This window comes from Deltaproteobacteria bacterium (assembly GCA_020848745.1).
In the GTDB taxonomy this organism is placed as follows: Bacteria; Desulfobacterota; Binatia; order UTPRO1; family UTPRO1; genus UTPRO1.
The window spans coordinates 65,919-91,140 of sequence record JADLHM010000089.1 but is presented as its reverse complement, the minus strand read 5'-3'; the positions used below and the strand labels follow the sequence as shown (position 1 = coordinate 91,140).

The 25,222-nt window shown below is 74.1% G+C and carries 21 protein-coding genes; 8 read left to right on the top strand and 13 right to left on the bottom strand.

Annotated elements, in window-relative coordinates:
* The first annotated feature begins 80 nt into the window (after positions 1-80).
* The 4 genes from IT293_13175 (at position 81) to IT293_13160 (ending at position 7,401) form a co-directional block, all read left to right on the top strand.
* A complete protein-coding gene (locus tag IT293_13175) occupies positions 81-638 on the top strand; it encodes an NUDIX hydrolase (protein ID MCC6765606.1) in 558 nt (185 codons plus the stop codon).
* A gap of 90 nt (positions 639-728) precedes the next feature.
* Entirely contained in the window at positions 729-3,488 is a 2,760-nt protein-coding gene (locus IT293_13170) for a DUF3656 domain-containing protein (protein ID MCC6765605.1), read from the top strand.
* A 164-nt stretch (positions 3,489-3,652) separates the two neighbouring features.
* A complete protein-coding gene (locus IT293_13165) occupies positions 3,653-6,367 on the top strand; it encodes a hypothetical protein (protein ID MCC6765604.1) in 2,715 nt (904 codons plus the stop codon).
* Positions 6,368-6,630: 263 nt separating this feature from the next.
* Positions 6,631-7,401, top strand: coding sequence for a hypothetical protein (locus IT293_13160; GenBank protein ID MCC6765603.1), 771 nt, complete (start codon positions 6,631-6,633; stop codon positions 7,399-7,401).
* Between the two features lie 26 nt (positions 7,402-7,427).
* Here IT293_13160 and IT293_13155 read toward each other — a convergent pair whose 3' ends face one another.
* The 3 genes from IT293_13155 to IT293_13145 form a co-directional block, all read right to left on the bottom strand.
* A complete protein-coding gene (locus tag IT293_13155; GenBank protein MCC6765602.1) occupies positions 7,428-7,826 on the bottom strand; it encodes a type II toxin-antitoxin system VapC family toxin in 399 nt (132 codons plus the stop codon).
* A 1-nt stretch (position 7,827) separates the two neighbouring features.
* Positions 7,828-8,112: a type II toxin-antitoxin system prevent-host-death family antitoxin gene (locus IT293_13150; GenBank protein ID MCC6765601.1), complete on the bottom strand. Its 285-nt coding sequence runs from the start codon at positions 8,110-8,112 to the stop codon at positions 7,828-7,830.
* Positions 8,113-8,207: 95 nt separating this feature from the next.
* Positions 8,208-11,513, bottom strand: coding sequence for a hypothetical protein (locus tag IT293_13145; GenBank protein MCC6765600.1), 3,306 nt, complete (start codon positions 11,511-11,513; stop codon positions 8,208-8,210).
* Positions 11,514-11,723: 210 nt separating this feature from the next.
* Between IT293_13145 and IT293_13140 the strand changes: the two genes are divergently transcribed.
* From IT293_13140 to IT293_13130, 3 genes are read left to right on the top strand one after another with little or no spacing between them, the layout of a single operon-like run.
* Positions 11,724-12,179, top strand: coding sequence for a YjbQ family protein (locus IT293_13140; GenBank protein MCC6765599.1), 456 nt, complete (start codon positions 11,724-11,726; stop codon positions 12,177-12,179).
* A gap of 37 nt (positions 12,180-12,216) precedes the next feature.
* On the top strand, positions 12,217-12,645 hold the full coding sequence (locus IT293_13135) for a nuclear transport factor 2 family protein (GenBank protein MCC6765598.1): 429 nt from the start codon (positions 12,217-12,219) through the stop codon (positions 12,643-12,645).
* Positions 12,646-12,648: 3 nt separating this feature from the next.
* Complete coding sequence (locus tag IT293_13130; GenBank protein ID MCC6765597.1) at positions 12,649-13,668, top strand: DUF2804 domain-containing protein; 1,020 nt, start codon at positions 12,649-12,651, stop codon at positions 13,666-13,668.
* Positions 13,669-13,716: 48 nt separating this feature from the next.
* On the opposite strand, the gene IT293_13125 is transcribed toward IT293_13130, so the two are convergent.
* Positions 13,717-15,162 (bottom strand): amidase, encoded by a 1,446-nt coding sequence (locus IT293_13125; protein MCC6765596.1) that lies wholly within the window; start codon positions 15,160-15,162, stop codon positions 13,717-13,719.
* Positions 15,163-15,374: 212 nt separating this feature from the next.
* Here IT293_13125 and arsC point away from each other — a divergent pair, with 212 nt between their 5' ends.
* Positions 15,375-15,728, top strand: a complete 354-nt coding sequence (gene arsC / locus IT293_13120; protein MCC6765595.1) for an arsenate reductase (glutaredoxin) — start codon at positions 15,375-15,377, stop codon at positions 15,726-15,728.
* A gap of 30 nt (positions 15,729-15,758) precedes the next feature.
* Here arsC and IT293_13115 read toward each other — a convergent pair whose 3' ends face one another.
* The 9 genes from IT293_13115 to IT293_13075 form a co-directional block, all read right to left on the bottom strand.
* Positions 15,759-16,943, bottom strand: coding sequence for a D-alanyl-D-alanine carboxypeptidase (locus tag IT293_13115; GenBank protein ID MCC6765594.1), 1,185 nt, complete (start codon positions 16,941-16,943; stop codon positions 15,759-15,761).
* A gap of 106 nt (positions 16,944-17,049) precedes the next feature.
* Positions 17,050-17,748 (bottom strand): glutathione S-transferase N-terminal domain-containing protein, encoded by a 699-nt coding sequence (locus tag IT293_13110; protein MCC6765593.1) that lies wholly within the window; start codon positions 17,746-17,748, stop codon positions 17,050-17,052.
* An 8-nt stretch (positions 17,749-17,756) separates the two neighbouring features.
* Positions 17,757-18,227 (bottom strand): VOC family protein, encoded by a 471-nt coding sequence (locus tag IT293_13105; protein ID MCC6765592.1) that lies wholly within the window; start codon positions 18,225-18,227, stop codon positions 17,757-17,759.
* The gene (locus IT293_13100) at positions 18,212-20,335 is read right to left on the bottom strand and encodes a proteasome accessory factor PafA2 family protein (protein ID MCC6765591.1); all 2,124 of its coding nucleotides are present in this window, start codon (positions 20,333-20,335) and stop codon (positions 18,212-18,214) included. The genes IT293_13105 and IT293_13100 overlap by 16 nt, the downstream gene beginning before the upstream one ends.
* Entirely contained in the window at positions 20,332-20,520 is a 189-nt protein-coding gene (locus IT293_13095) for a hypothetical protein (protein MCC6765590.1), read from the bottom strand. Before IT293_13095 ends, IT293_13100 begins: the two co-directional genes overlap by 4 nt.
* The gene (locus tag IT293_13090) at positions 20,507-22,216 is read right to left on the bottom strand and encodes a proteasome accessory factor PafA2 family protein (protein MCC6765589.1); all 1,710 of its coding nucleotides are present in this window, start codon (positions 22,214-22,216) and stop codon (positions 20,507-20,509) included. Before IT293_13090 ends, IT293_13095 begins: the two co-directional genes overlap by 14 nt.
* Positions 22,213-23,865 carry an AAA family ATPase gene (locus IT293_13085; GenBank protein MCC6765588.1) on the bottom strand — a complete coding sequence of 551 codons (1,653 nt, stop codon included), beginning with the start codon at positions 23,863-23,865 and terminating at the stop codon, positions 22,213-22,215. Before IT293_13085 ends, IT293_13090 begins: the two co-directional genes overlap by 4 nt.
* Positions 23,858-24,877, bottom strand: coding sequence for a Mov34/MPN/PAD-1 family protein (locus IT293_13080; GenBank protein MCC6765587.1), 1,020 nt, complete (start codon positions 24,875-24,877; stop codon positions 23,858-23,860). Before IT293_13080 ends, IT293_13085 begins: the two co-directional genes overlap by 8 nt.
* A gap of 3 nt (positions 24,878-24,880) precedes the next feature.
* Positions 24,881-25,213, bottom strand: a complete 333-nt coding sequence (locus IT293_13075; GenBank protein MCC6765586.1) for a hypothetical protein — start codon at positions 25,211-25,213, stop codon at positions 24,881-24,883.
* Between the last annotated feature and the right edge of the window lie 9 nt (positions 25,214-25,222).

Genomic DNA, 25,222 nt, shown 5'->3' with positions numbered 1-25,222 from the left:
GCTGCGCGCGGTGCGGGCGGTGCGGGGTCGGTGGCGAAGCGCGAAGCCCGGCATGCCCGGGCCGGGGCGGTGACCCGGCGGTGCACCGGCGTCCCTTGCTCGATCTCGTCGCCGCCTACGCGCGCCGCTTCCCGGCCGAGGAGGCCGTCGCCGCGCGCTTCGCGGACTTCGTGCGCACCCATTCCGACTGCTTCGAGCGGGCCTGCGTTCCGGGGCACGTCACCGGCTCCGCGTGGCTCGTGTCGCACGACCGCGCCGAGTTCCTGCTGACCCACCACCGGAAGCTCGGGCGCTGGCTCCAGCTCGGCGGCCACGCCGACGGCGACACGGATGCGGCGCGCGTGGCGCTGCGCGAGGCGAGTGAGGAGTCGGGCATCGTGGGCCTGTCGCTCGCCGCGATCGACGGGCGCGTGCAGCCGTTCGACCTCGACGCCCACGAGATCCCGGCGCGGCCCGGCGAGCCCGCGCACGTCCACTACGACGTGCGTTTCCTCGTGATCGCGCCGCCCGGCGCGCGCCTCGCGCTCAGCGGCGAGTCGCTGGCGCTGCGCTGGTTTCGCGCCGATGCGCCGCTCGCGGTGGAGCACGACGAGAGCGTCGCCCGCCTCGCCGCCAAGGCGCGCGCGCTCGTCGCGTAGCCGGGGCGGCGCGGCCGCCGCGACGGCCGCCGGCAGGAGCGCGCCTGCGTTCCGGGCGGCGGCGCGCGGTGATACCGTTTCCGCCTTCCCATGCGACCGCCGTCCGTCCCGGAGGTCCTGGCGCCCGCCGGCGACCTCGACGCCTTGAAGGCCGCGCTCGCGAGCGGCGCCGACGCCGTCTACTTCTGGCTCCGGGAGGGCTTCAACGCCCGCGCGCGCACCGGCAACTTCGCGCTCGCCGACCTCACGGCGACGGTCGCACGCATCCATCGCGCCGGCGCGAAGGCGCACCTCGCGGTGAACACGCTCGTCTTCGAGTCCGAACTCGACGTCGTGGAGCGCGTGGTGCGGCGGGCGGCGGAGTCCGGCGTCGACGCGCTCATCGTGCAGGATCCCGCGGTCGCCGTGCTGGCGCGCGCGCTCTGTCCCGCGCTCCCGGTGCACGCGAGCACGCAGATGACGATCTCGAGCGCCGAGGGCGCGACCTTTGCGGCGAGTCTCGGGGCGGTGCGGATCGTCGTGCCGCGCGAGCTCTCGGTCGAGGAGATCCGGCGGCTCGCGGCCGGAACCGACCTCGAGCTCGAGGTGTTCATTCACGGCGCGCTCTGCGTGGCGTGGTCGGGACAGTGTCTCACCTCGGAAGCGTGGGGCGGACGCTCCGCGAACCGCGGCCAGTGCGCGCAATCGTGCCGCCTGCCGTACGACCTCGTGCTCGACGGCGAGGTGCGCGACCTCGGGGACGTGGCCTACCTCCTCTCGCCGAAGGACCTCGCCGGGCTTCGCGCCGTCGGCGACCTCGCCGCGCTCGGCGTCCGCGGGCTCAAGATCGAAGGACGGCAGAAGGGCGCCGCCTACGTCGCGACCGCGACCGCGACCTACCGGCACTGGGTCGACGCGGTGGCGCGCCCGGGCGGCGCGCGCGCCGCCGCCGCCGCTGCTGCAGCGCGGGACGATCTGCTCCGCACGAGCCTCGTGTACACGCGCGGCTTCGGTGACGGCTTCCTCGGCGGCTCCGATCACCAGGCGCTCGTCGAGGGGCGCTTCCCGAAGCACCGCGGCGTCTTCCTCGGGCGCGTGGCGACCGTCGGGCGGGGTGCGGTGGCGGTCGTGCGCGACGCGAGCGGACGGCCGTGGACGGGCGGCCGCGCGAGCGACGTCGCGGTCGCGGCGCCGCTCGGCGCGCCGGCGGCGGCGCTCCGCGGTCTCGGCGGCGCCGATGACGCGAGCGGTGGACCGCGAGCCGCCGCGGTCGCGCCGCGGCCGGGCATGGGCGTCGTCTTCGACGCCGGACACCCCGAGGACCCGCGCGAGCCGGGCGGACCGATCTTCGCGGTCGAGCCGACGCGCGACGGCTGGATGCTGCGCTTCGGAGCGCCCGGTCCGGACCTGGCGCGGGTCGCGGCGGGTGATCGCGTGTGGGTGACGAGCGACCCGGCGATCGCGCGCGAGGCCGAGCGCGTGGTGGCGTCCGACGAGCCGGCGGGTCGCGTGCCGGTGGCGCTCGTCGTCGAGGGGCGCGCCGGGACGCCGCTCCGCGCGGTCGCGACCGCGGGCCACGCGCGGGCCGAGGCGACGACGGCGTCGGCATTGCAGCCCGCGGCGGGGGAGGGGCTCACGCCGGAGGTGCTGCGCCACAAGCTCGCGGCGTTCGGCGGCACGCCGTTCGCGCTCGCGGCGCAGGAGAGGAGCGCGCGCGTGGCGCTCGAGGGGAGCGCGCGCGCGGCGCTCGAGGGGGGCGCGCGCGTGGCGCTCGAGAGGAGCGCGCGCGTCGCGCTCGAGAGGAGCGCGCGCGTCGCGCTCGATACCTCCGGGCTCGCGCCGGGGCTCCACGTGCCGGTCTCCGAGCTGAAGCGCGTGCGGCGGGCGCTCGTCGCCGCGCTGCTGCCGGCGATCGAGCGCGGTCCAGTGCGCGAGGTGCGCGAGGAATCGGTCGCCGCCGGGCTTCGTGCGGCGGCGCGGTCGGTGCGTCCACCGCGCTGGATCGCGCCCGAGGCGCCGGAGCTGGTCGCGCTCTGTCGCAGCGCCGAGCAGCTCGAGGCCGTGATCGCGAGCGGCGCCCGCGCCGTCGAGCTCGACTGGATGGAGCTCGTCGGCCTCGGGAAGGCGGTCGCACGGGCGCGCGCAGCGGGTCTGCACGTGACGCTCGCGACCGTGCGCGTGCAGAAGCCCGGCGAGGAGGGCTACGACCGCCGTCTCGCGGCGCTCGCGCCCGACGCCGTGCTCGTGCGGCACTGGGGCGCGCTCGTCGCCTTCCAGGCGCTCGCCCCCGGCGCGCCGCGCCCCTTCCTGCACGGCGACTTCTCGCTGAACGTCGCCAACTCGATCACGGCGGCCGAGCTCTTCGCTCGCGGCCTCGACACGCTGACGCCGTCCTACGATCTCGATCGCGCCCAGCTCGCGGCGCTCCTCGACGCCGCGCCCGCCGAGCGCTTCACCGTCGTCCTGCACCACCGCATCCCGACCTTCCACACCGAGCACTGCGTGTATGCGCACCTGCTCTCGGGCGGGCGCGACTACCGCACCTGCGGCCGACCGTGCGAGCGCCACGAGGTCGCGCTCCGCGACCGCACCGGCCGGACGCACCCGGTGATCGTCGACGTCGGCTGCCGCAACACGGTCTTCAACGGCGAGCTGCAGTCCGCCGCCGAGCTTGCGCCGGAGCTCGTCGCGCGCGGCGTGCGCCGCTTCCGGGTCGAGCTGGTGCGCGAGACCCGCGAGGAAGCCGCGCGCGTGCTCGCCGCCTACGCCGACCTCCTCGCCGGCCGGATCGGAGCGCGCGCGTGCCTCGGGCGCGTCGCGGCGCGCCCGCGCTACGGGGTCTCGGCCGAGCCCATGGCCCTCATGCGCTGATCGGCCCGCGGCCCGCCGCACTCGCCCTGGCATCGGCCGTCACCGGCGTGGCGCGCCGTCATCGCCGTACGGCTCGGTGGCGCGGAGCGGCGCCATCGCGGACGGAAGCGCGCCGGTTCGCGCGGAACGATGCTTGCTGCCTCGCAGGCCGAGGAGGCCGAGCGATGCGAGGCAAACCGCTGGTCATTTGTCGTAGGCTCGTCGCGGGCGTCCTCGTGCTCGCGGCGTGGGCCGTTCCCGCCGCCGCGCAGACGAACCCCATCCTCTTCGTGACCCAGGTGCCGGTCGGCGGCTTCACCGTCCTCACCAGCACCTTCGGCAACCATCTCGCCGGTCCGAGCGACGCACCCCGCGGCGGCGACCTCGTGGTTCGCTATCCCGACGGCTCGCTGCGCTTCCTCACCCAGGAGGCCGGCTACGGCTCGAGCGGCCAGCAGGGCGCGAACGCCATCGCCGTCCGCGAGCCGTGCGTGCACTGGAGCGGCACGAAGGCGCTCTTCGCGATGGTCGTCGGCGCGCCGACCCAGCGGTACCAGGTCGCGACCTTTCGCTGGCAGATCTACGAGGTGACGGGGCTCGGGCAGGGCCAGACCGCGGCGATCCGCACGATCGCGAACCAGCCGGCCTACAATAACGTGTCGCCGATCTACGCGACCGACGGCCGCATTCTCTTCACCTCCGACCGCCCGCCGACCGGCGAAGCGCACCTCTACCCACAGCGCGACGAGTACGAGTCGGCAGACGTCGTCGCCGGTATCTACTCGCTCGACGAGACGAGTGGCGACCTCATGCTCCTCGAGCACGCGCCGAGCGGCGCCTTCTCGCTCTCGCTGGACTCCTTCGGGCGCGTGATCTTCACCAAGTGGGATCACTTGCAGCGCGATCAGCAGGGCGACGCCCCGGGCACGGCCGCGAGCTACGGCGCCTTCACGTGGGCGAGCGAGGCCGCGAACGCGGCGACCACGACCAGCCTCGCCGGCGCCGAGGTGTTCCCGGAGCCGCGCACCGCCGGCGACCCGGCCTACTCGCCGGCGCTCTCGACCCATACCTTCAACCAGTTCTTCCCGTGGGAGCTGAACCAGGACGGGACCGCCGAGGAGACGCTGAACCACGTCGGCCGCCACGAGCTCGGCGGCACGTACTCCGACGGGAGCTTCGTCGCCGACCCGAATCTGACCTACTTCGTGAGCCCGTCCCTGCACGCGAACGAGCTTCGCATCGGAGGTGACGGCGGGCTCTTCCATCTGCGCGAGGACCCGGTGAGCCCCGGCGATTTCCTCGCGACGCACGCTCCGGAGTTCGGCACGGGCACGGCCGGCACGCTCATGCGCCTGACCGGCGCGCCGACGCTGAACGCGGAGGAGATGACGCTCACGGCGGTGACGCCGACGAGCGCCGACGCCGACGTCCCGGCCGACACCGGCTACTTCCGGAACCCGCTGCCGCTCGCGGACGGCACGCTCGTGGCCGTGCACACGCCCGCGACCGGGAGCCTCGCGAACGACGGCAGCACGGCGTCGCCGAGCTGGTCGTATCAGTTCCGCTTGAAGCGGTTGACGCTCCAGGGCGGCTTCTGGGCTCCGAGCAGCGCCGTCACCGCCGGCATCCAGAAGAGCGTGAGCTGGTGGACGCCGGACGTGCTCGCCACGTTCGACGGCACGCTCTGGGAGCTCGATCCGGTGGAGGTCGCGGCGCGTCCCGTGCCGACCGCGCGCGTCGAGACGCTGCCGACCGTCGAGGCCGGCGTCTTCGCGGACGTCGGCGTCGACGTCGGGAGCTTCAAGGAGTTCCTGCGCCAGCACGGGCTCGCGCTGATCGTGTCGCGCGACGTCACCCAGCGCGACCGCGCCGACCGGCATCAGCCGTTCAATCTCCGCGTACCGGGCGGCGTCCAGTCGGTCGGCGCGAGCGGGACGATCTACGACGTCGCGTTCTTCCAGATCTTCCAGGCCGATGCCGTGCGCGGCTACGGCGGCGTCGCCGACCCGCGATCCGGCCGGCGCGTGCTGGCGCGGCCGATGCACGGCGACGGCGTGTCGCAGGCGCCGGGCGGTCCCGCGAGCGCGGTCGCGCTCGGGCTCGACGGCTCGATGGCGGCGCTCGTGCCGGCGCGGCGCGCGCTCTCGTGGCAGCTCGTCGACGCGCAGGGTGCGGGCGTCGTCCGCGAGCGCAACTGGCTGAGCTTCCAGCCGGGCGAGATCCGCGTCTGCGGCAGCTGCCACGGCGTCAACACCCGGAGCCAGACCGGCGACCCGCCGCCGACGAACGAGCCCGAGGCGCTCCGCGACCTGCTCGTCGAATGGAAGGCCGTGAACGGCGACGGGCCGGGCGCGCCGACGCCGAGGCCGACGCCGGCGGCCGGCGCGACGGCGACGCCTCCCGCCCCGACGCCGAGCCCGAGCGCGGCGAGCCCGTGCGCGAGCGGCATCGTCGCGGCCAGGGCGCGCCTCAAGGCGACCTACGCGACCGGCGCGCTCGCGGCGAGCGGCACGGCCGTGCTGCCGAAACCGTGGAGCGGGGTCGACCCGGCCGCGAACGGCGTGCGGGTGACGATCCCCGGCGTTCTCGACGTCACGATTCCCGGCGGCGTCGGCTGGACCGTCAACAAGAAGAGGACGCGCTGGCGCTTCGACGATCCGAGCGGCGCACACGGCGGCGTCCGCCGTATCGACGTCGCCGACCGCTCGACGGCGCGCGCGCCGGGCCGCGTGACGTTCGCGGTGCGCATGGTGAGCGCGCCGGCGCTGCCGCTCGTCGGTCCGCTCGACCTCGCGATCCGGCTCGGCGCCGCCGCCGAGTGCGCGAGCGCGCACTGGAACGGACCGGCGGCGCCGAAGCCGCGCTGCCGCGGAGGCGCGGTCACGATGACCTGCGGCTGACGGGACGCGTCGTCGGGCGCGTGCGCTTCGTCGGGTCGACGAGGCGCGCCGTCAGCCGCGACGTTCGCGCGAGGCCGCCAGGGCGTGAGCGGCCCGAGGTCGCGCTGCGGCGGACGCGCCGATCATGGGAAGGGGTACGAGGTCGCGCCGGATCGCAATGAGCGCGAGCATCGTGAGCCCCATGCGCGGCGACGCTGGACCCGGGTCCGGCGCGGCGTCAACGCGTCCTCGCATCCGGCGCCGATTGGCGGCAGAGTCGCGGCGTGCGTTCGCTCGGGATCGCGCTCGCCGCGCTCTGGCTCGGGAGCCTCGCCGCGGCCGCGCGCGCCGCCGCGACGCCGACGCCGGCGCCCGCGGCCGTGCGCTGGGCGGACGGCCGGCTGAGCGTGCGGGTCGTCGACGCGCCGCTCGACCGGGTGCTCGCCGAGATCGCAGCGGTGACGCGCGCCACCGTGCGCGGCGAGGTCGAGGCGCGGCCGGTCACCATCGACTTCACGGCGCTGCCGATCGCCGACGGCCTCGCGCGCCTCCTTGGCGCCGAGAGCTTCATGCTGACCTATGCCGGCGACGGCTCGCTCCGCACGATCGACCTGCTGACGCGGGGCGCGCCGGCGGCGCCAGCGCCGTCCGTCGGGTCGGCGCCTTCGCCGCGGCCGCCGCTCGCCGAGGAGGAAGACCAGGCGTTCGTTCTGCAGCGTCCGGTTGCCGTCGCGGGACCGCTCGCGGCGGCGGTCGGCAGCGACGAAGCGCCGGTCGGGCGGGTGCTGCACGCCGCCGTCATGGAGCGAGACCCGGCGGCGCGCGCGGCGGCCCGCGACGCCGGGCTCGCCGCGTTCGCGCGCGATCCCGAGGTCGAGGCGGCGTACCTCTCGACGCTGACGCCCGTCGACGACGCCGTCCTCGCGCGTATCCTCCAGGCGTCCGCGGGCGATCCGCGGAGCGTCGAGGAGTGGATGAGCGCGCTCGCGGCGCGCGCGCCGTCGGCGGCGCTCCGCGCCAAGGCCGCGGCCGTGCTCGCCGTGCTGCCACGCTGACGCGCGTCCGCCGTCAACGGGGCTGTCTATTCGGGCGCGTACACACGGACGCGTGCGACCGTCGCCGCTCGCGCAAGTCGCTCGTCGTACGTGACCATGCCCGCGAGAGCTCCGGAGACCGAGAGCGCCGTAGCAAGGTGGATCGCATCGAGAGAGCGAAGATCGGCGGGCGCGAGCTGCGACGCGACGGCGATGATCGGACCGTCGATCTGAACCAAGGCGATGCGTCGCAGGACGCGCTCGGCGCGCCGCCGCTCCGCGGGGGTGCCGTGCGCGCGATGGAGGGTTCGATGGACTTCGACGCGCGCGAGTACGCTCGAGATCCGCTCCTCGAAGGCGTGGAGAAACTCGAGCAACGCCGGGGATTCCACCTCGGGGGTCACGAGCTTCACGATTGCCGACGAGTCGAGATAGAGCGCCGGCATTTCACCGGTGGTCGGCCCGGAGGCTCCGTAACGCCCGGGTCAGTCGCCGTGAGGGACGCCCTTTGGGAGGCCCGAGTTCGACGAGGTCTCCCTCCGGTCGGGTGGCGCGTCCAGTGGCCACGAGCCGCGCCACGGTCGACGCGGGTTGTGGGAGGGGGGCCAGGAGAGCGACCGGTCGGCCATGCTCGGTGACCTCCAGTGTGTGCCCGTCGGCCACGGCGCGCAAATGAACGCTCAAGTTCTGCCGGAGCTCGCGGACCCCGACCCGGCGCGCGACACGAGACATGTAGCACCGGGTAGCACAATTGCCACGACGCGAGCAACGATGGCGATGGTCGACGTGTGAGCACGGGCGGACTGGCGCATGGACCAGGCGCTTCGTCAGTCCGACTTGTCCTTGAACTGGTCCGGCTGGTTGCGGATCGCCGGTGCGCTGAACGCGGCTTCCCAGCAGACGCCGGTCGAGCTCAGGAGCTGCACCCGGACCGGCTGCGCCAGCGGCAGTGCCGGGAGCGCGAGGTTCGCGCCCCGGCCCTTGAGCAGGATCTTCGCCTTCCCGGGCGCCGCGCCGCTCTTGAGGACGAGGCGCGTGACGCCGTGGAGCCCGGTCTTGTCGGCGTACTGGAAGCCCGCTCCGTTCTCCTTCCAGCACGGCCGTCCGCCGCAGACGCCGGCCGTGGGGAGCGGCAGGCTCGTGCGGAGCGTGCCGCCGTCGTAGACGCAGAGCTGGTAGCTCGCGTCGACGGTCGGGTTCCCGAAGTCCGCCTTCGGCGTGGCGGCGCCGCGATGCCACTTCCACTGCAGGCTGTCCTTGTCCGCGAGCGTCGCGTTGCGGAGGAAGAGAGCCGCCTGCGCCGACGCGATCGGCAGGCGGCATCCCGCCGCCGGCGCCGCGCCGCACCCGGGCGTGTCCTCGATCTGGCAGCTCGCGGAGCAGCCGTCGCCGCTCGTCGCGTTGCCGTCGTCGCACTGCTCGCCGCAACTTCCCTGGGTCGCGCCGTCGCCGCAGATGTCGGTGTTGCCCTGGCACTGGCCGGCGACGCAGCTGTCGGGGAGCGTGCAGGCGGCGCCGTCGTCGCAGGGCGCGCCGTCGGCCGCTGCGCCGTCGGCCGGACACCCGGCCGCGCCGCCGCTGCAGAGCTCGGTGGCGTCGCAATCGCCCGTCGCCGGCCGGCACACGACGGTCGCGGCCGCGAAGCTGTCGTCGGGGCACGCGTCGGACGATCCGTCGCAGCTCTCGCCGACGTCGCAGACGCCCGCGGCGCCGCGGCAGACCGCCGTACTCTTGGCGTCGTCCGGGCAGGCGGCGCTCACGCCGGTGCAGAGCTCGGCGACGTCGCAGACGCCGGCGGCGGCGCGGCAGACGACGTTCGCGGGGCGCAGGCTGTCGGGCGGGCAGGCGGTGCCGACGCCGTCGCAGCTCTCGGTGAGATCGCAGAACCCGGCCGGCGGCCGGCAGACGGCGGTGCTCCTGGCGTCGGCGGGGCAGGTCGGCGAGGCCCCGTCGCAGCTCTCGACGAGGTCGCAGACGCCGGCCGCGGCGCGACAGACGGTGCCGCTCGTCACGAGGACGTCGGCGGGACACGCGTCGGACGATCCGCCGCAGCTCTCGGCGATGTCGCATGCACCCGCGGCGGCGCGGCAGACCGCCGTGCTCTTGGCGTCGGCGGGGCACGCCGCGGAGCTCCCCGTGCAGCTCTCCGCGAGGTCGCAGACGCCGGCCGCGCCGCGACACGTGACGGTCGGCGGGGCGAACGCGTCGGCGGGACACGCATCGTTCACGCCGTCGCAGGTCTCGGTGAGGTCGCAGACGCCGATGGCGGCGCGACACGTCGCCGTGCTCTTCGCGTCCGTGGGGCAGCCCCCGCTCGAGCCGGTGCAACTCTCGGCGACGTCGCACACGCCGCCCGCCGGCCGGCAGACGAAGCTCGCCGGCTGCACGACGTCGGCGGGGCACGCGTCGCTCACGCCGTCGCAGCTCTCCGCGACGTCGCACGAGCCGGCGCTCGGCCGGCAGACGCCGGCGCTCTTGGCGTCGGACGGGCAGCTCGCCGCGCTGCCGCTGCAGGTCTCGGCGGGATCGCAGGCGCCCGCCGAGCCGCGGCAGACGGTCGCGCTCGACGCGAAGCCGTTCGCGGGGCAGGCCGCCGCCGCCCCGGTGCAGGTCTCGGCGACGTCGCAGACGCCGGCCGAAGCGCGGCAGGTCGTACCCGCCGGCGCGAAAGCGCAGCTCCCGAGGCAGCACGCGCCGGGTGTGCCGTTCGCGGCCCCGAGGTCGCACTGCTCGCCCGGATCGACGACGCCGTTGCCGCACGGGGCGCCGGCCCAGAAGCCGCCGGGATGGAAGCTCGTCTCGTCGGTCGCGGAGCAGGCCGCGTTCACGAGCGGGTCGGCCGAGGGTGCGCAGCACGGGGTCGCGGCGCTGCACTGGAAGCCCGCGTACGTGCCCTCGGCGAGCTTCGCCTGGCCGCTCGCCGCCGGGTGGAAACAGTCGCAGCACGAGATGTCGCCGCTCGAGAACTTGTAATGGAAGGGGGCCTCGACGAAGCGGAGGCCGACGTCGCTCGCTTTCACGGCGCCCGTCGCCGACGTGCCGCCCGCCGGGATGGCCGCGTACTCCGCCGTCACCGCCGCGAGGATCGCGTTGTAGGCGACGGTCGTGTCGTACATGTCGATGCGGCGCGCGTTCGAGCAGTCGGCCGTGAGCGAGTGGCAGACGCCGCCGGCGCCGAAGATGGTCGTCAGGTTCTGCCAGAAGAAGCTGCAGTTGGTGCCGAAGCCGAGCCCGCAGCTGTTCTTCGAGCCGAAGTTGCAGAGCTCCGAGATGCGGACGAGGGCGGAGACGAGGATGCGCGACGACGGAACCTGGATCAGTTGGTCGAGACCGTCGCGCAGCTCGCGCTCGAAGGCGGCGTTGGTGGTGCGGCAGTAGTTGTCGGGATTCTGGTCGCCGCCGCAGCCGTTGCCGGTCTTGTCCTCGGTGTTGGTGCAGGCGTCGTTGTGGCCCATGAGGACGGTCACGTAGCGCGGGGCCGGCTGACCGCTCATGTTGGCGCGCGCCGCCGTCGCCTGGGCCTGGAAGTCGCCGCGCATCGTGGCGCCGCTCTCGCCGTCGTTCAGGTTCACGATCTGGCCCGGCTTCGCGCACTCGAGGCGCTCGGCGTGGCTGAACGTTCCGTCGCCGCCCGACGTGCACCAGCTCGTGCCGTGGTCGTCGCCGGTCGCCCAGTTGCGATCGACCTGGTCGCCGTAGCTGCAGCTATCGGCGTTGAAGCCGCGCGTGATGCTGTCGCCGGTCGCGTCGATCGTGTCCGAGAGGATGCCGTCGGTGAAGGTCGTCTGCGCGCCGAGGCCCGACGCGCGCCCCGTCGCGGTCAGGAGGAAGCTCGCGTGGAAATGGCGCCACTCGACGGCGAACGAGTCGTCGAACACGTCGCCGTCGCCGTTCGCGACCGTGATGAAGACGACGTCGTCGAAATCGCCCGGCGTCTGCTGCAGCAGGAGCTCGACGGTCTCCCAGGGCTCCCAGCCCGATCCGAAGATCACCACCGTGTCGCCCGGCGCGTAGTCGTCCTTGTCGGTCTCGATGGTGGCCGCGTGCGCGACCGCGCCGGCCGCCACGGCGAGCGCGACGAGGATTGGCGCCGCGAGCGAACGGAAGAGTCGCCGGCGGCGCGCGACCTTCATCCGTGAAGCCTCGACGCGTCGGGAGGGGTTCGGCACGTTGACTGGTCCTCGGACGGCCGCGGGTTCGGGGAACCAGCGCGGCCCGCTTCGTGTACCACGCCGGCCGCGCCTCGTGTCAATGCGATCACGCAAGGCGATCATGCAAGAAGCACGGGCCCCGCGATGCGCGCGCGCCTGGGGGCCGTGCCATCGCGTTCGCGGTCGCCGGCGATGGCGGCGGCGGTACGTCGCCGCTATGCTCGCGTCGTGCGCCAGGCGACGCATCGGTTCCCGGTCCGGACCCGTGGCGCGGGGCTCTACGACGTCACGTCCGAGCTCCGCGGATGGGTCGCGCGCCAGGAGATCCGCGAGGGCCTGCTCACCGTCTTCATCCGCCACACGTCGGCGTCGCTCGTGATCCAGGAGAACGCGGACCCGGATGTGCTACGCGACCTCGAGGCGTTCTTGCGGAGGATCGTGCCGGAGGACGATCGGTTGTATCGGCACACGACGGAAGGCTCCGACGACATGCCGGCGCACATCCGCGCCGCGCTCACCGCGGCGCAGCTCTCCGTTCCGGTCGTCGACGGCGCGCTCGCCCTCGGGACGTGGCAGGCGGTGTACGTGTTCGAGCACCGCGCGGCGGCGCACGTGCGCGAGCTCGTCTTGCATCTCGTCGGCGAGTGAGCCAACGATGCCGCGACTGCGGCGCGCCGTGCGGGCGATGCCGCCCTTCGCGAGGAGATCGATCGTGCCCATACCCGCCCCGACCCGCGCCGAGCTCGAAGCGCGCGTGCTCGCCTTCACCGATGCCTTCAACCGCGAGGATCTCGACGGCGTGATGGCGCTCCTGACCGACGACGCCGTCTACGACCAGCTCAACGGCGTGCGCGCGGTCGGTAAGGCGGCGATCCGCGAGGCCTTCGTGCCGCAGTTCCGCGGCGACTACGGCACGATGCGCTTCCTCACCGAGGATTGCTTCGTCGACGCGCCCGCCGGGAAGGCGATGATCCGCTGGGTCTGCACGCTCGAGCGCGACGGCTTGAAACGCGGTTGGCGCGGCCTCGACCTCTTGCACTTCGAGGGGCCCCTGGTGAAGGAAAAGCACACCTACGCCAAGGCCGACGTGCCGCAGCTCGGTCCGCTCGACTGATCGATGGCGGCGCGTCTCGTCGCGCCCGACGGCCGCGTGCGGCTCGGCGTCTTCTCCGAGCCGATCGACGAGGTGAACCACCGCGACTTCGTTCTGCGCGATCCCTTCGGGAAGTCGCGCGGCCGGCTGGCGCGTCACTTCGGGTTCCATCAGTTCCAGTTCCTCGGGGGCTTGTCCGAGAAGCTGGTCTTCGGCTGCGCGATCATCGACACGCGCTGGTTCGGCACGGCGTTCGTCTACTGCTGGGATCCGACGACGCGGCGGCGGGTCGAGCACGGCGTGAAGCGGCCGTTCGGCCTGGGGCTCCGCGCTGTGGCGACGCCCGAGGTCGGCACCATGTCGTTCGAGGCCGGCGGCACGCGCATCGCCATGCACGCCGACGCCTCGCCGCGCGCCCGCCGCCTCGAGGTCGCCGGCGGCCCGATCACGATCGACGCGACGTTCAGCGAGGAGACGCCGCCGATGGAGCCGATGCGCATCTGCACCCGCGCCGGCCCGACCGGCTGGGTCTACGCGCGGAAGACGGCCGGTCTCGGTATGCGCGGCACGCTCCGCACCGCCGACGCGACCTGGGATCTCGGGGCGATCGACGTCTACGGCCACCACGACTGGAGCGCGGGCTTCATGCGTCCGGAGACGTTCTGGAATTGGGGCTGTCTCGCCGGCCGCACGGCCGACGGCCGCATCGCCGGCTTGAACGTCTCGTGCGGCGTCAACGAGACGAGCGCCACCGAGAACTGCTTCTGGCTCGACGGGCGCCTCCACAAGATCGACACGGTGGCGTTCGACTACGACCCGCGCGACCTCATGCGGCCGTGGCGCCTCGGCTCGGCGGACGGCCGCGTCGATCTGGCGTTCGCGCCCGAAGGGATGCACGTCGAGCGTGTGAACGCGCTCGTGCTCGCGACCAACTTCCACCAGCTCTTCGGACGCTTCACGGGGACGCTCGTGACGGCGGCCGGCGACCGCGTGGCGATCGCGAACATGCTCGGCTTCTGCGAGGACCACTACGCGAAGTGGTGATCGCCCGCCGGCTCGCGACGGCCTTCGAGGTGACGCGCGCGCGCCCGCTCAGGCCGAGATCGGCGGCCGGCGCTCGGCCCAGCACGCCGCCGCCTCGAGCTGCGCGCCGACGCGGATCAGCACGTCCTCGCGTCCGAAGCCGGCGACGAATTGCACGCCGATCGGCAGTCCGGCGTCGCTCCAATGGAGCGGCAGCGACATCGCGGGCTGACCGGTCACGTTGAAGGGCGCCGTGAACGCCACCATCACGCCGGCCCTGGCCCAGGCGCTGAGCGGCGCCGACGGATCGGGAGTCTGCTCGCCGAGCCGAGGCGGCGGCACCGGGATCGTCGGCGTCACCAGAAGGTCGAAGCCGCCGGACCAGAAGCTCGCCATGCGACGGTTCCACTCGTGCAGCACCGCGAGCGCGGCGAGGTACTGCGGTCCGCTCACCTTCCTGCCCATTTCGGTGATCGCCCAGTTGTCGCAGTCCATGTCGGCCGCTCCGAGCGGGCGGCCGAGCAGCGCCCCGAAGTGGTCGATGGCGTGCGCTTGCGAGGTCGCGATGACTCGGATGACGGCGCCGTTGACGGCCGGATCCTCGAGCGCCTGCGGGTGCGCGACTTCGACGTGGTGGCCGAAGTCGGCGAGGAGCCGGCCCGCCCGCTCGACGGCCGCGGCGCAGTCGGCGTGGACGGGCGCGGTCGCGATCGCGGGCATGAGCCCGACGCGGAGCGTGCCGGTCGGTGCGCCCACCTCCTGCGCGTAGGGACGGAGGGGCAGCTCGGCGACGTACGGATCCCCCGGCATGGCCCCGGCCACCGCGTCGAGGAGCCCCGCCGCGTCGCGGATCGAGCGCGTCACCGCCAGCTCGAACGCCATCCCGGCCCACATCTCGCCGATCGCCGGCCCCATCGAGATCCGGCCGCGCGACGGCTTCAGCCCGACGAGTCCGCACTCGCTCGCGGGGATGCGGATCGACCCGCCGCCGTCGCTCGCGTGCGCCGCGGCGACCATGCGGGAGGCGACCGCCGCTGCCGCACCGCCGCTCGACCCCCCGCTCGAGTGCTCCGGATTCCACGGATTGCGCGTCGGCCCGTACGCCTCGGGCTCCGTCGTCGTCCAGGCCCCGAGCTCCGGGACGTTGGTGCGGCCGACGATGACGAGTCCGGCCTTCATGAACTTCTCGACCAGGTAGGAGGTCACGGGCGCCCGGTATCCGGCGTCCTTCAGGAAGCGCGTGCCCCAGTGGATCGGGTCGCCGGCGCGCGTGCCGCCCCCGAGATCCTTCAAGAGGAAGGGCACGCCGCGAAACGGGCCGTCGGGGAGGGGGCCGTCGGCTTCCGTGCGGGCGCGCGCGAAGTGCTCGTGGATCACGGCGTTCAGGCGCGGGTTCAGGCGCTCGATGCGACGAATCGCTTCGTCGACGAGCTCGCGCGGCGATACCTCGCGGCGGCGGACGGCTTCCGCCTGGCCGGTGGCGTCGCGGTCTCCGATCTCGGTCGTACGGTTCATGCGGCGGGTATATCGCAGAGTGCGCCGATCTCGGCTACCTGCTCGCCGACGCGCGCAACCGGCTTGCCGGCTTTCACATGATCGCCTTATACTGCCCGACCTGGCGCCGCCTCCGCTTCGGTCGCCCGGTCCCGTTTCTGCTCGACCAACGGTTGATCGGTTGAGGTGGAAAGAACTGTCCGCGCTCGACCGATCTGATGTAGAGGTCCGGGATGGCCCGCTACGAGATCCTCCACAACCCCCGTTGTACGAAGTCGCGTGAGACGCTCGCGCGGCTCACCGACGCCGGCGTGACCCCGACCATCGTCGAGTACTTGAAGGATCCGCCGACCGCGCGGCGCCTCGACGAGATCCTGCGGCTTCTCGGCTTCGACGACCCGCGCGCGCTCATGCGGACCAAGGAGCCGATCTACGCCGAGCTCGGGCTCGCCAAGGTCGCCGATCCGAAGAAGCTCGTCGCCGCGATGGCGGCGCACCCGGTCCTCATCGAGCGGCCGATCGTCATCAAGGACGGAAAGCGCGCAGTGCTCGGCCGGCCGCCGGAGAGCGTCGACGCGTTGTTGTAGCGTCACGCGGGCGGGACGCTCGGCAGGACGTCAGTACCAGCCCGAGAGCCAGGACGTGCTCTCGACGTCGCTCGACGCCACCACGTCGACCCGGCCGAGCTGCCGGCCCGCGCGCGTGACCACGACCTCGCCGACCACCTGTCCCTTCTTCACCGGCGCCGCGATCTCGGCGGGAACCTTCACCTCGACCTTCGCGCCCTGCGCCTCGCTCCGCGGCAGCACGAGGCGGAGGTCGCCGGACGCGACCCCGGTGACCTGCGGGATCTTGCCGCGCGTCACCGTGATCGGGCCGCCCACGGTCGCGCCGCTCTTCGCCGCGACGATCGCCTTCCACCCGTTGAAGCCGCTCGTGAGCAGCTTCGCCGCCTCGTCGAAGCATCCCTTCTTGGTCGGCACGCCGAGCACGACCGCCATGAGGCGCAGGTCGTCGCGCGTCGCGGTCGCCGTCACCTCGAAGCCGGCGGCGTCGTAGAAGCCGGTCTTGAGCCCGTCGGCGCCGGGGTAGGTGCGGACGAGGTGGTTGGTGTTGCGCATCTGGAGCGCGCCGCCGCGGAACGGTGCCTCGGAGGTCTTCGCCCACTCCATGGCTTCGGGGTAGGCGGCGAGCGCACGCCCGAGGATCGCGAGGTCGGCGGCGCTCATGAGGTCGGGCAGCTGGCCCTTGCCGGGCGGTAGACCGTGGACGCTGTGGAACTCGGTGTCGGCCATGCCGAGCTCCTTCGCGCGCTCGTTCATCATGGCGACGAAGGCGTCGGTCGAGCCGGCGATGCGCTCGGAGACCGCCACCGAGGCGTCGTTCGCCGAGGCGATCATGATGGAGCCGAGGAGGTCGCCGAGCGTGAACTGCTCGCCCTCCGCGAGATACACCTGCGAGCCCCCGATCTTGCTGGCCCAGGCCGACGCGATGATCGGATCGTCGAGCCGGAGCGCGTGCGCGCGCACCTGCTCGAGCGCGAGCAGCACGGTCATCATCTTGGTCATCGACGCGGGCGGCCAGCGCAGGTGCTCGTTTTTCGCGAAGAGCACCTGCCCGGAGTCGCGGTCGAGCAAGAGCGCCGCGGTGTAGGGGGCTTCCGGATGGAAGCCGCTGGTCGGCGAGGCGGGCGCCGGCGCCGCGGCCGGCACCGTTTTGCGTTGTACCGGCGGCGTCTTCGCTTCCGAGACCGCCGCCACCGCCAGCACGACGACTACCGCCACGAGCCATCGCGATCGCATCGTTCCGCCCCTCCCGACCCCGGCTCTTAGCGCCGGGCGGGCATCCTGGAAAGTCGGGTCGCGTCCGCGCACCGGACTCCTTCGGGAGACGCGGCCGGCCCGCGTCTCACGCGCCGTAGGTCTCGTTCAGGTAGCGCCGGATCTCCGCCGACTCGAACATCGCGCGGCCCGTGTTCGGGTCGACGAGGTAGGGCACCATCATCTTGCCCGAGCGCGCGACGAACTCCGGCCGGGCTTCGCCGTCCTTGCCGACGTTGTGCAGCACGTACGGCAGCTCGAGCTCCGAGAGCGTCTCGCGCGCGATCCGGCAGAACGGGCTCGCCTCGAAGCTCCAGAGCTCGAGCGGGTGGGCCGGCTGGTGCGACGGCCGCGCCTTCGTGCCGAAGATCGGCCGGAACGCCGACGCCAGCTTCGAGCTCGCGGTGGCGAGCGGGCCGCGCAGGAGGATGCCGGGTTCGCGCCCGCCGTACGTCGCGAAGAGATACGCGACGATGTCGTCCGACTCGTACAGGCGCTTGCCGTTGTTCGGATCCACCAGGAACGGGAACCGCGCCTTCCCGCCAAGCGCGATCGCCCGCTGCCGATGGACCGCGCCGCCGGGGGGACACGGGTAGATCACCGCCCCGAGATCGAGCTCGGTCAAGGCGTCGCGCACCTTCCGGCAGTAGGGACAGCCTTCGAACTCGTAGAGCTCGAGCGGCTGCGCCGGTCGGCGCGCGGGCCGGCGCGCCTGCACGCCGGCTCCGAGCCGGCTCACGCTCGAGAACATCGACGTCGCGACGTCGAGGAGGCGCGGCAGCTCCATGGCGATTCTCAGCGGCGCACGTCGCCGCGGATGAGCTCGATGAGGTGACCGTCCGGATCGCGGATCCAGAGCTGGCCGACCTCGCTCCCCGCTGCGAGCGTCTCGATGCCGGCGGCGCGCAGCGCCGCCGCCGCCGCGTCGTAGTCGTCGATGGAGAAGGCGACGTGCCCGCCGAGCGGATTCAGCGACGGCGGCGGCGCGCCGAGCGGCACCCCCTCGGGGGGCACGATCAGGTGTACCTGGATGCCGTTGCCGCCGAGCCACGCGCCCGGGATCGGTAGATCGGGACGCGGGATCGGCGCGAGCCCGAGCACGTCGCGGTAGAAGCGGACCGAGCGCTCGAGATCGCGGACCGGGAACGACAGGTGGTTCATGCCGGCGAGCGCGACGACGGACATCGCCGCCGTCGTACGCTCGGCGCCGCGGCGGGTCAACCGCCGCGGGGCGTCGGGATCCCATCCGGCTACGGGCTCGGCCACGGCGCGGTGAGGGGCGTTGCGTCGGCCGCGGCCCAGCGCGCGTGCGCATCGAGGGCGGCGACCTCCGCGGGCGCGTTCAGCGTCTCCGCGATCGCGGCGAGGAGGGCGGCTTCGTCGGACGCCAGGCGCTCCGCGAGGAACGCGAGCACGTCGGGGACGTCCCAGATGGTCGTCACGTCGCCGAGGCACGCGAGTGTGCCTGGGGCGAGGAGCGTCTTCAGCTGTCCGAGATGGAGGCGGACCGCGCGCTCGCCCGCGAGCAGGAGGAGCGCGACCCGCGTGAAGAGGATGCGACCGCTGGTGACGTCGTGGGGCGGCGTCTTGAGACGCCAGGCTTCCGCGTTCGCGGCGCGCGCCTCGTCGAGCTTCTCGGCGCGCAGGAGCACGAGTGCCAGGTTGTTTCGCCGGTGCGGGCGCTTCGGGGAGTCGGCGGGCACCTGCTCGTCCTCGAGCGCGATCGCGCGACGGAGCGCGCGCTCCGCCTGCGGCAGCTGGTGGCGCTTGCGGAGCTCGAGCGCCCGGATGCTGAGCGCGATCGGGTCGGCGGCGCGCCGCTCCCGGCCGCGGAGGAAGCGCTCGGGCGGCACGCCGGGGCCGTTCGGGCGCCAGCCGATCCACTCGTTCCGCACCTCGAAGGGATCGTCGAGGTCGACGTACCTGTCGGTGTCCGAGTCCCAGATCCCGGACCACGTGCAGGAGTAGCGTGTGCCGTTGCCGGCGAGCTCACGGACGAGCGCGGCGCGGAGCGCAGCGCGCGGGATCGGCGGCGCGCCGGGCGCCGGCTCGACGCGGTGGTCGAGCGTGCCGGCCGTGTCGAGCTGCGCAAAGATCCCGCCTTCGCCGAGCTGGCCGAAGCGGGCATCGAGCTCGAAGAGCTCGAGCCGGAGCGCCAGCACCGCCTCGATCTCCTTCCAGCTCAGGCCCATGCCGGTCACGATCGGCCCGAGGCGCGCGACCTCGGCCGCGATCGGGCTCTCCGGCCCGAGCACGAGCCGCGAGGTGAGCGGCTCCCGCCGATCCGCGCGGGCGAGCGCCGTGCCGAGCTGCGCGACGATCGGGCTCCACGCGGCGAGCGTCTCCCACGCGACGCCGCGCCGCCGGGCGTGGGCGCGGAAGAGCGCGAGCTTGACGGCCCAGTCGAGGCGCGTCGCGACCGCGTCGGGGCCGTGCGCGAGCCGATCGAGCACGTTGCGCCATGCGCGGCAGACGGCCTCGGTCCACGGCGGCATGAAGGGCGCGCCGGCGTGCGCCTCCGCGAGCGCGAGGTAATGGCGCTGGACGTCGAGCGCGGTGAGCGAGCCGCCGTGCGCCGCGGGCGCGGTCGCGCGGCAGGTCGGGTCGCGCGCGAAGTAGCGCATCGCGGCCACGGGATTGCGCAGGGTGACGGCCGCGCCCGGCTGCACGCCGCCCTCGGCGAGCGCCACGACGAGCGCGGTCGTGCCGGTGCGGAGCCAGAGCGCCAGATCCGAGCACAGGCTCTCGCCGCAGAGGAGGTGCAGCCGGCGGTGCGTGCGCGCCAGGTGCTCCTGCTTGTCGTGGAAGATCCCGCGCCGCCCGGTCGAGTCGTCCGAGACCTCCTGCACGAGGTGCGGCGTCCGCGGCGAGAGCGTGAAGTCGATGCCGTGCGAGAGGTTGTCGAAGCCGCCGGCGCCGGTGAACACGACGCGCGAAACGAGGTGCGGCACGATCGCGGGCGCGAGGTTCGTGGCCGCGCGGTGCCCGTAGTTCTCGTGCGTCCCCCAGGTCGCCTGCGAGCCGGAGAGGTCGACGTTGGTGCGCAGCACGAGTACGCGGCCGCCCCGGAGGCGCGTGCTCCACTCGCCGGCGAGCTCGAGCATCGTGCGCTCGCCGGCGCGGACCTCGCCGACGAGCGACCAGGGGTCGCCGCACTCCGGCGTCGTCATCTCGGGATGGGCGCCGCAGTCGAGGTAGAACCGTCCGCCCGAGGCGAGGAAGATCCCGCGGCCGAGCTCGTCGGGAAGGTGCGCGAGCCGGCGGCGCGCGTGCCGCATGAGCCCCTCGACGATCGCCAGGTGCTCCATGTCGTCGCCGCCCCCGACGACGGCGTACTCGGTCTCGACGCCGAGGATGCGCGCCGCCTCGCTCACTCGGCACTGGCCTGGCGCGACGCCATCAGGAAGGCGGCGCTGTCGCCGGAGAGGGCGCGCGCGATCGCGTGCTCCGCCTCGTCGAAGAGGCGCTCCGCCGTGCGGCGGATCTCGGCGTCGGGCGTCGGCGGTGCGGCGGCGGGTGGGGTTTCGCGGTCGTGGCGGTCGCGTTCACGCGTGCTCATGGGAGTCTCCTCGGGCGCCGGTTGCACCGGCGGGCTCGGAGGCGCCGGTCGCCGACGCCTCGGGTGGCAGGGGGGACGACGCGTCCGGCCACGCCGACGTCGTGGCGTCGAGCGCGTCCAGCAGCTCGTCCAGGGAGTCCGCGCCGGCGCTCGGCGGCCGCAGCGCGGTGCGTGGGAAGCTGCGCGCGTCGCGGGCGAAGCCGAGCTCGGCGTGCATCAGGCCGAGCGCGTGGCGCGTGAAGCCGAGCGGGTCGTCGAGGTGGACGGTTCGCGTGACCGGAACGCCGTCGGGGCCCGCACGCACGATCGCGATCCGGTCCCAGTCGACGTCGGCGACCGCGCGGCCGCCGAGCCGCTGCAGGAGCGCGCGTCCGAACGCGCGCGTGTCGGGCGGCGGCTGGCGCACGAAGCGGGCGATCGCCGCTTCGTCGGCGAACCGCTCGACCGCGCCGCCGCGCTCGCACGCCAGGTACAGGCCGTCGGCGGGATCGAGGCTCGCGTAGAGGTGGTCGAGGTGCTTCACGCCGGGGTCCGTCCAGCCGAGGCCGGGCCGGCGCGCCATCGCGCCCGTGAGGAGCTCGCGCTTCAGCACCCAGTCGAGGCGCGGCGCGAGGCTCGCGACGTCGCCGGCGCGCAGGCGCTCCAGCGTATCGCGCCAGAGCGCGAGGATCTCGGCGGCGCGCGGCACGACGCCCTCGTAGTCGCCCGCCGCGGCGGCCTGCTCGGCGGCGTCGAGGAACGCGAGCTGCAGCTCGGCCGCCGTCAGCCGGCGTCCGTCCAGGAGACGGGCGCGGGCGACGAGCGTCGGATCGTGGCTCCAGCGCACCGTTGCCGCGACCGGATCCTCGAGGACGAGGTCGGTCCGTACGCGTCCCTGCTCCAGCATGCCGAGCAGGAGCTGCATCGTGCCGATCTTGAGGAGCGTGCTGCCGTGGCAGAGCGTCGCGTCGAAGAAGATGCAGTGCAGGCGCGCCAGCGACGCGGCGTGCGGGCCGGTCGTCCCGCAGAGCGGCTCGTCGCGGCTGTTCACGAGCGGGCGGCGGTACGTCGTCTGCGGGCCGACGAGCGACTCGAAGAAGTCGGCGCGCTGGCTCAGCTGGTAGTCGACCGGCGGCCGGCCGTTCTCGGCCCCGACCTTGCCGGCGCCGGTCACGACGACGCTCGACGCGAGGAAGCTCGCGAGCACGAGCAGCTGATGGAGCTTGCGCTCGAAGAGGTCGTTCCAGAGCCGGCGCGACACGAGGAAGGAGACGTGGCTGCCGTAGGCGTTGCCGCGGCCGTCGCTGTTGTTGGCGAGGAGCTGGAGCGTGCAGCCGTCGGGGAGCAGCGCCTCGGCGTCGGCGCGGGCGGCGGCGGCGATGCGCAGCATGGCGTGCCAGGCCGCGACGTGGTCCCACGCGCTCCGGATCTCCGGCACGCATGCTTCGAGGTGGTCGAGGTCGATGTAGAAGCAGCCGCCGTTCGTGCGCAGGAACTTCCGCCCCGCGTCCTGCGGATCCCAGCCGCGCTGCCAGCCGAGCGGGTCGGTCGGGCGCGCGTACGGGCCGGGGATGGCGTGCAGGAGGAGGCGGGCGGCGAGGCGCGCGCCGGCGAGCCCGGGCGCGTCGTCGAGGCCGACGACGAAGTTCCCGAGCTCCACGTCGGCGCCGCACACGATGGGCCGCCGCGCGGCCGGACGTCGGACGACGGCGGTCACGCGGCACGCTCGTAGCGGTACGGCCGGGTCGCGACGGCGGCGCACGGCCGCACGCGTACGACGTCGGCGTCCGCCGGCAGGTCGACGAGGTGGTCGTGCGCGTTCCGCGGCGTGAGCAGGGTCGCGAGCCGTCCGAGGGCGTCGTCGATCGCGTGCTCGAGGTCGGCGGCGCGGAGTCCCGGCGCGCCGCCGCGGAGGTCGCGAACGTAGGCGCGCCGACACGCGGCGGCGACGATCTGCGCGATGAGGCGGCCGCTCGCGAGCTCGCGCGCGGCGACGACCCGCGTTCGTCCGTCGCGGAGGACGAGGGTCGCGATCGCGCCCGCGTTCGGGGCGTAGAGCCGCGACACGGCGAGGTCCACGAGGGCGTCGCGCCCGGCGCCGTCGGCGAGCGGTACGCTCGGCGGCACGTGCAGCGCGAAGATCGCGCGCGCGCCGGCGAGCGTCGGACGCCCGACCGGCACCTCGACGTCGAAGCGGGAGCGCAGGGCGCCGTCGAGGAGGTCGCGCCGGTTCGTCGCGGCGATCACCGCCACGTTGCGATGCGCGGCGAATCCGTCGAGCTCGACGAGCAGCGCCGTCAGGTACTTGTCGCCGTGCAGGTTGCCGGCGCCGCCGCGCGCCCGGCCGATCGCCTCGATCTCGTCGAGGAAGAGCACGGCGGAGCCGTCCTCGTCGGCGGCGCGCGCCAGCGCCGCGAAGGTCGCGCGGATGCGCTGCCCGGTGACGCCGTAGTAGGGATCGTCCCACTCCGACGGCTTCACGATCGCGAAGCGACAGCGCCGGCCCGCGAGCCGTCCCACCTCCGCGGCGGCGACGCGCGCGATCAGCGTCTTGCCGCAGCCCGGCGGCCCGACCATGAGGATCGCCTGCCGGCCGCGCAGGCCGTACGCGCGCGCCTTCGCGGGCGCGACCAGCGTCGCGCTGAGGGCGGACAGTACGAGCTCGAGCGCGTCGTCGAGGCCGCCGACGTCGGCGCGTCCGACGTCCGGGACGTCGGCGAAGCCGAGATCGTCGCGCGTGCCCGCGCCGACGCGTTCGAGAGCCATCCACGCGGTGCGGTCCCAGCGCACCAGATCGCCGGGCGCGAGCGCCGTCGCCGCGAGCGCTCCCGCAACGTCGACGACGACCTCCTCGTCGCGCCACCGCAGCATCACGCGCCCGTCCGCGAGGAGGCGCTCGAAGGTCGCCGTCTCGCCGAAGGGCGGCGCGCCGTACGGCGAGCGCGCCGCGACGATCGAGCCGTCGGCACCGAGCAGGACCTCCTCGCCCGGCGCCAGCTCGTCGATCGCGACGTCCTCGCCGAGGGCGACGACGCGCCGGCTCCCGGCCTGCGCGACCATCGCGCGCGGGCCGAGGTCGGTCGCGACGACGCGGAGGAAGAGCGCCGGGTGCCACGGCGGCGCCGCCAGGCGATCGAGGACGGCGCGGAGCTCGCGCTGCACGTGGTCGGCGGCCGCGAGGCCCTGGCGGAGCGCCGCCAGCTGCTCGAGGAGCAGGCGGTCGAGCTGGCCGCCGGCGTCGCGCGTACGCGCCCGCAGGAGCGCGGCGAGCATGACCTGCTCGTCGAGCGAGGGCGCGTCGTCGCCGGTGGCGAGCAGACGCGCGACGACGTCGGCGTCGAGGGTGGATGCGGGCGATCTAGGCATGGGAGACTCCTTGCAGCAGAACGTGGAACGCGCGGGGCACGACCAGGCCCTCCGACCACCCGTAGAGCGACGAGGTGAGGCCGCCGGTCGCCGCGCTGTCGCTCACGAGGAGCGCGACCTGCCAGCCGATCGGGAAGCACGACGCGTGGAGGTGCACGTCCTCCGGGCTGAAGAACGGTTGCGACGCCGTGCACGTGCGGCGCCGCTCGAGCGGGCAGTCGTGCAATCGGCACCAGTCCGGGTGGCTATGGATCCATCCGACGACGATCTCGCTCCGGCCGCGCGCCGCGACCGCGCGGCGCGCGGCGCTCCACGTTTCGGCGGTGAACGTGATCGCGGTCGCGGTCGCGACCGTGTGCTCGGCCGGGAGCTGGGCGGTGACCTCGACGAAGAGCTCGTACGGCGGCTCGACGTCGCGGTGCAGGCGGCCGAGGAGCAGGCCGCCCGTCTCGACGTCGCCCGCGGCGCGCGCGTGGGCCTCCTCGAGGACCGTCGGCGGAACGAAGACGGGCAGGCCGCCGTCGGCGGCGCCGACCCGCATCGCCGCGCCGAGGAAGGGCGCGAGCGGGGTGTCGCGCACCGGCCAGGGCCGCGCCTCGGGCTCGACCGCGAAGCCCTCGTCGTTCGGCGCCGGCGTGGGAACCGCATCGGGGGTGGCGCGCACGAGCCAGCGGACGTCGCGCTCGCCGCGGAGCCCGAGGCGGGTCGCGAGCGCGGCGGCGGCCTCGCGGGCGAGGCCGCCGACGTAGCGGCGCGGGATGTCCCGCCTCGCGATCCGGTCGTCGGCCCGCACGCTCACGCGGAAGCCGTCCACGTAGGGCGCGCCGCGCGTCGTGTCCCAGAGCGGCTCGACGGCGCCCGCGTCGGTGCGCGCGCGGGCCGGCAGCACGCCCGCGCGGACGCCGTCGAAATGGGTCCAATCGACGGCGGGCCGCCAGTCGGGCGCGATGCCGACGCGTCCGACCGCGTGCCCGTCGTCGCCGACGAGCTCGATGGCCCACTCGTACGCCACGGCTCAGCTCCCGCGCCGCTTGGCGCGCGTCGCGGCGCAGCGGCGCGCGGCGCGGCCCGCGTCGATGTCGGGCGTCAGTACCAGCTCGTCGTCGGGCTCGAGCGCGTCGCCGACCGTCTCGTTGCCGTGGAGATGGCGTCCGACGCGGTCGAGGCGCGCGTGGTAGGCGAGCGGCGCACCGCCGCTGCTCGCGCGCGCGAGGCCCATCTTGGCGATCAGGCGCTGCACGACCTCGGCGATCGTGAAGTGCTTCGGCACGGCGGCCGCCCGGACATGCTTCTGGCCGGTGATGTCGCTGGCGCGGAGATCCATCGTGAGGGTGGCGGTCTGGGTCATCGTCGGTTC

Coding starts and splice junctions, on each gene's coding strand:
- IT293_13155 (MCC6765602.1), bottom strand. CDS start 7,826: ATGCCGGCGCTCTATCTCGACTCGTCGGCAATCGTGAAGCTCGTGACC.
- IT293_13125 (MCC6765596.1), bottom strand. CDS start 15,162: ATGAACCGTACGACCGAGATCGGAGACCGCGACGCCACCGGCCAGGCG.
- IT293_13130 (MCC6765597.1), top strand. CDS start 12,649: ATGGCGGCGCGTCTCGTCGCGCCCGACGGCCGCGTGCGGCTCGGCGTC.
- IT293_13165 (MCC6765604.1), top strand. CDS start 3,653: ATGCGAGGCAAACCGCTGGTCATTTGTCGTAGGCTCGTCGCGGGCGTC.
- IT293_13095 (MCC6765590.1), bottom strand. CDS start 20,520: ATGAGCACGCGTGAACGCGACCGCCACGACCGCGAAACCCCACCCGCC.
- IT293_13150 (MCC6765601.1), bottom strand. CDS start 8,112: ATGTCTCGTGTCGCGCGCCGGGTCGGGGTCCGCGAGCTCCGGCAGAAC.
- IT293_13135 (MCC6765598.1), top strand. CDS start 12,217: ATGCCGCCCTTCGCGAGGAGATCGATCGTGCCCATACCCGCCCCGACC.
- IT293_13085 (MCC6765588.1), bottom strand. CDS start 23,865: ATGCCTAGATCGCCCGCATCCACCCTCGACGCCGACGTCGTCGCGCGT.
- IT293_13110 (MCC6765593.1), bottom strand. CDS start 17,748: ATGGAGCTGCCGCGCCTCCTCGACGTCGCGACGTCGATGTTCTCGAGC.
- IT293_13075 (MCC6765586.1), bottom strand. CDS start 25,213: ATGACCCAGACCGCCACCCTCACGATGGATCTCCGCGCCAGCGACATC.
- IT293_13145 (MCC6765600.1), bottom strand. CDS start 11,513: ATGAAGGTCGCGCGCCGCCGGCGACTCTTCCGTTCGCTCGCGGCGCCA.
- arsC (MCC6765595.1), top strand. CDS start 15,375: ATGGCCCGCTACGAGATCCTCCACAACCCCCGTTGTACGAAGTCGCGT.
- IT293_13115 (MCC6765594.1), bottom strand. CDS start 16,943: ATGCGATCGCGATGGCTCGTGGCGGTAGTCGTCGTGCTGGCGGTGGCG.
- IT293_13170 (MCC6765605.1), top strand. CDS start 729: ATGCGACCGCCGTCCGTCCCGGAGGTCCTGGCGCCCGCCGGCGACCTC.
- IT293_13140 (MCC6765599.1), top strand. CDS start 11,724: ATGGCGGCGGCGGTACGTCGCCGCTATGCTCGCGTCGTGCGCCAGGCG.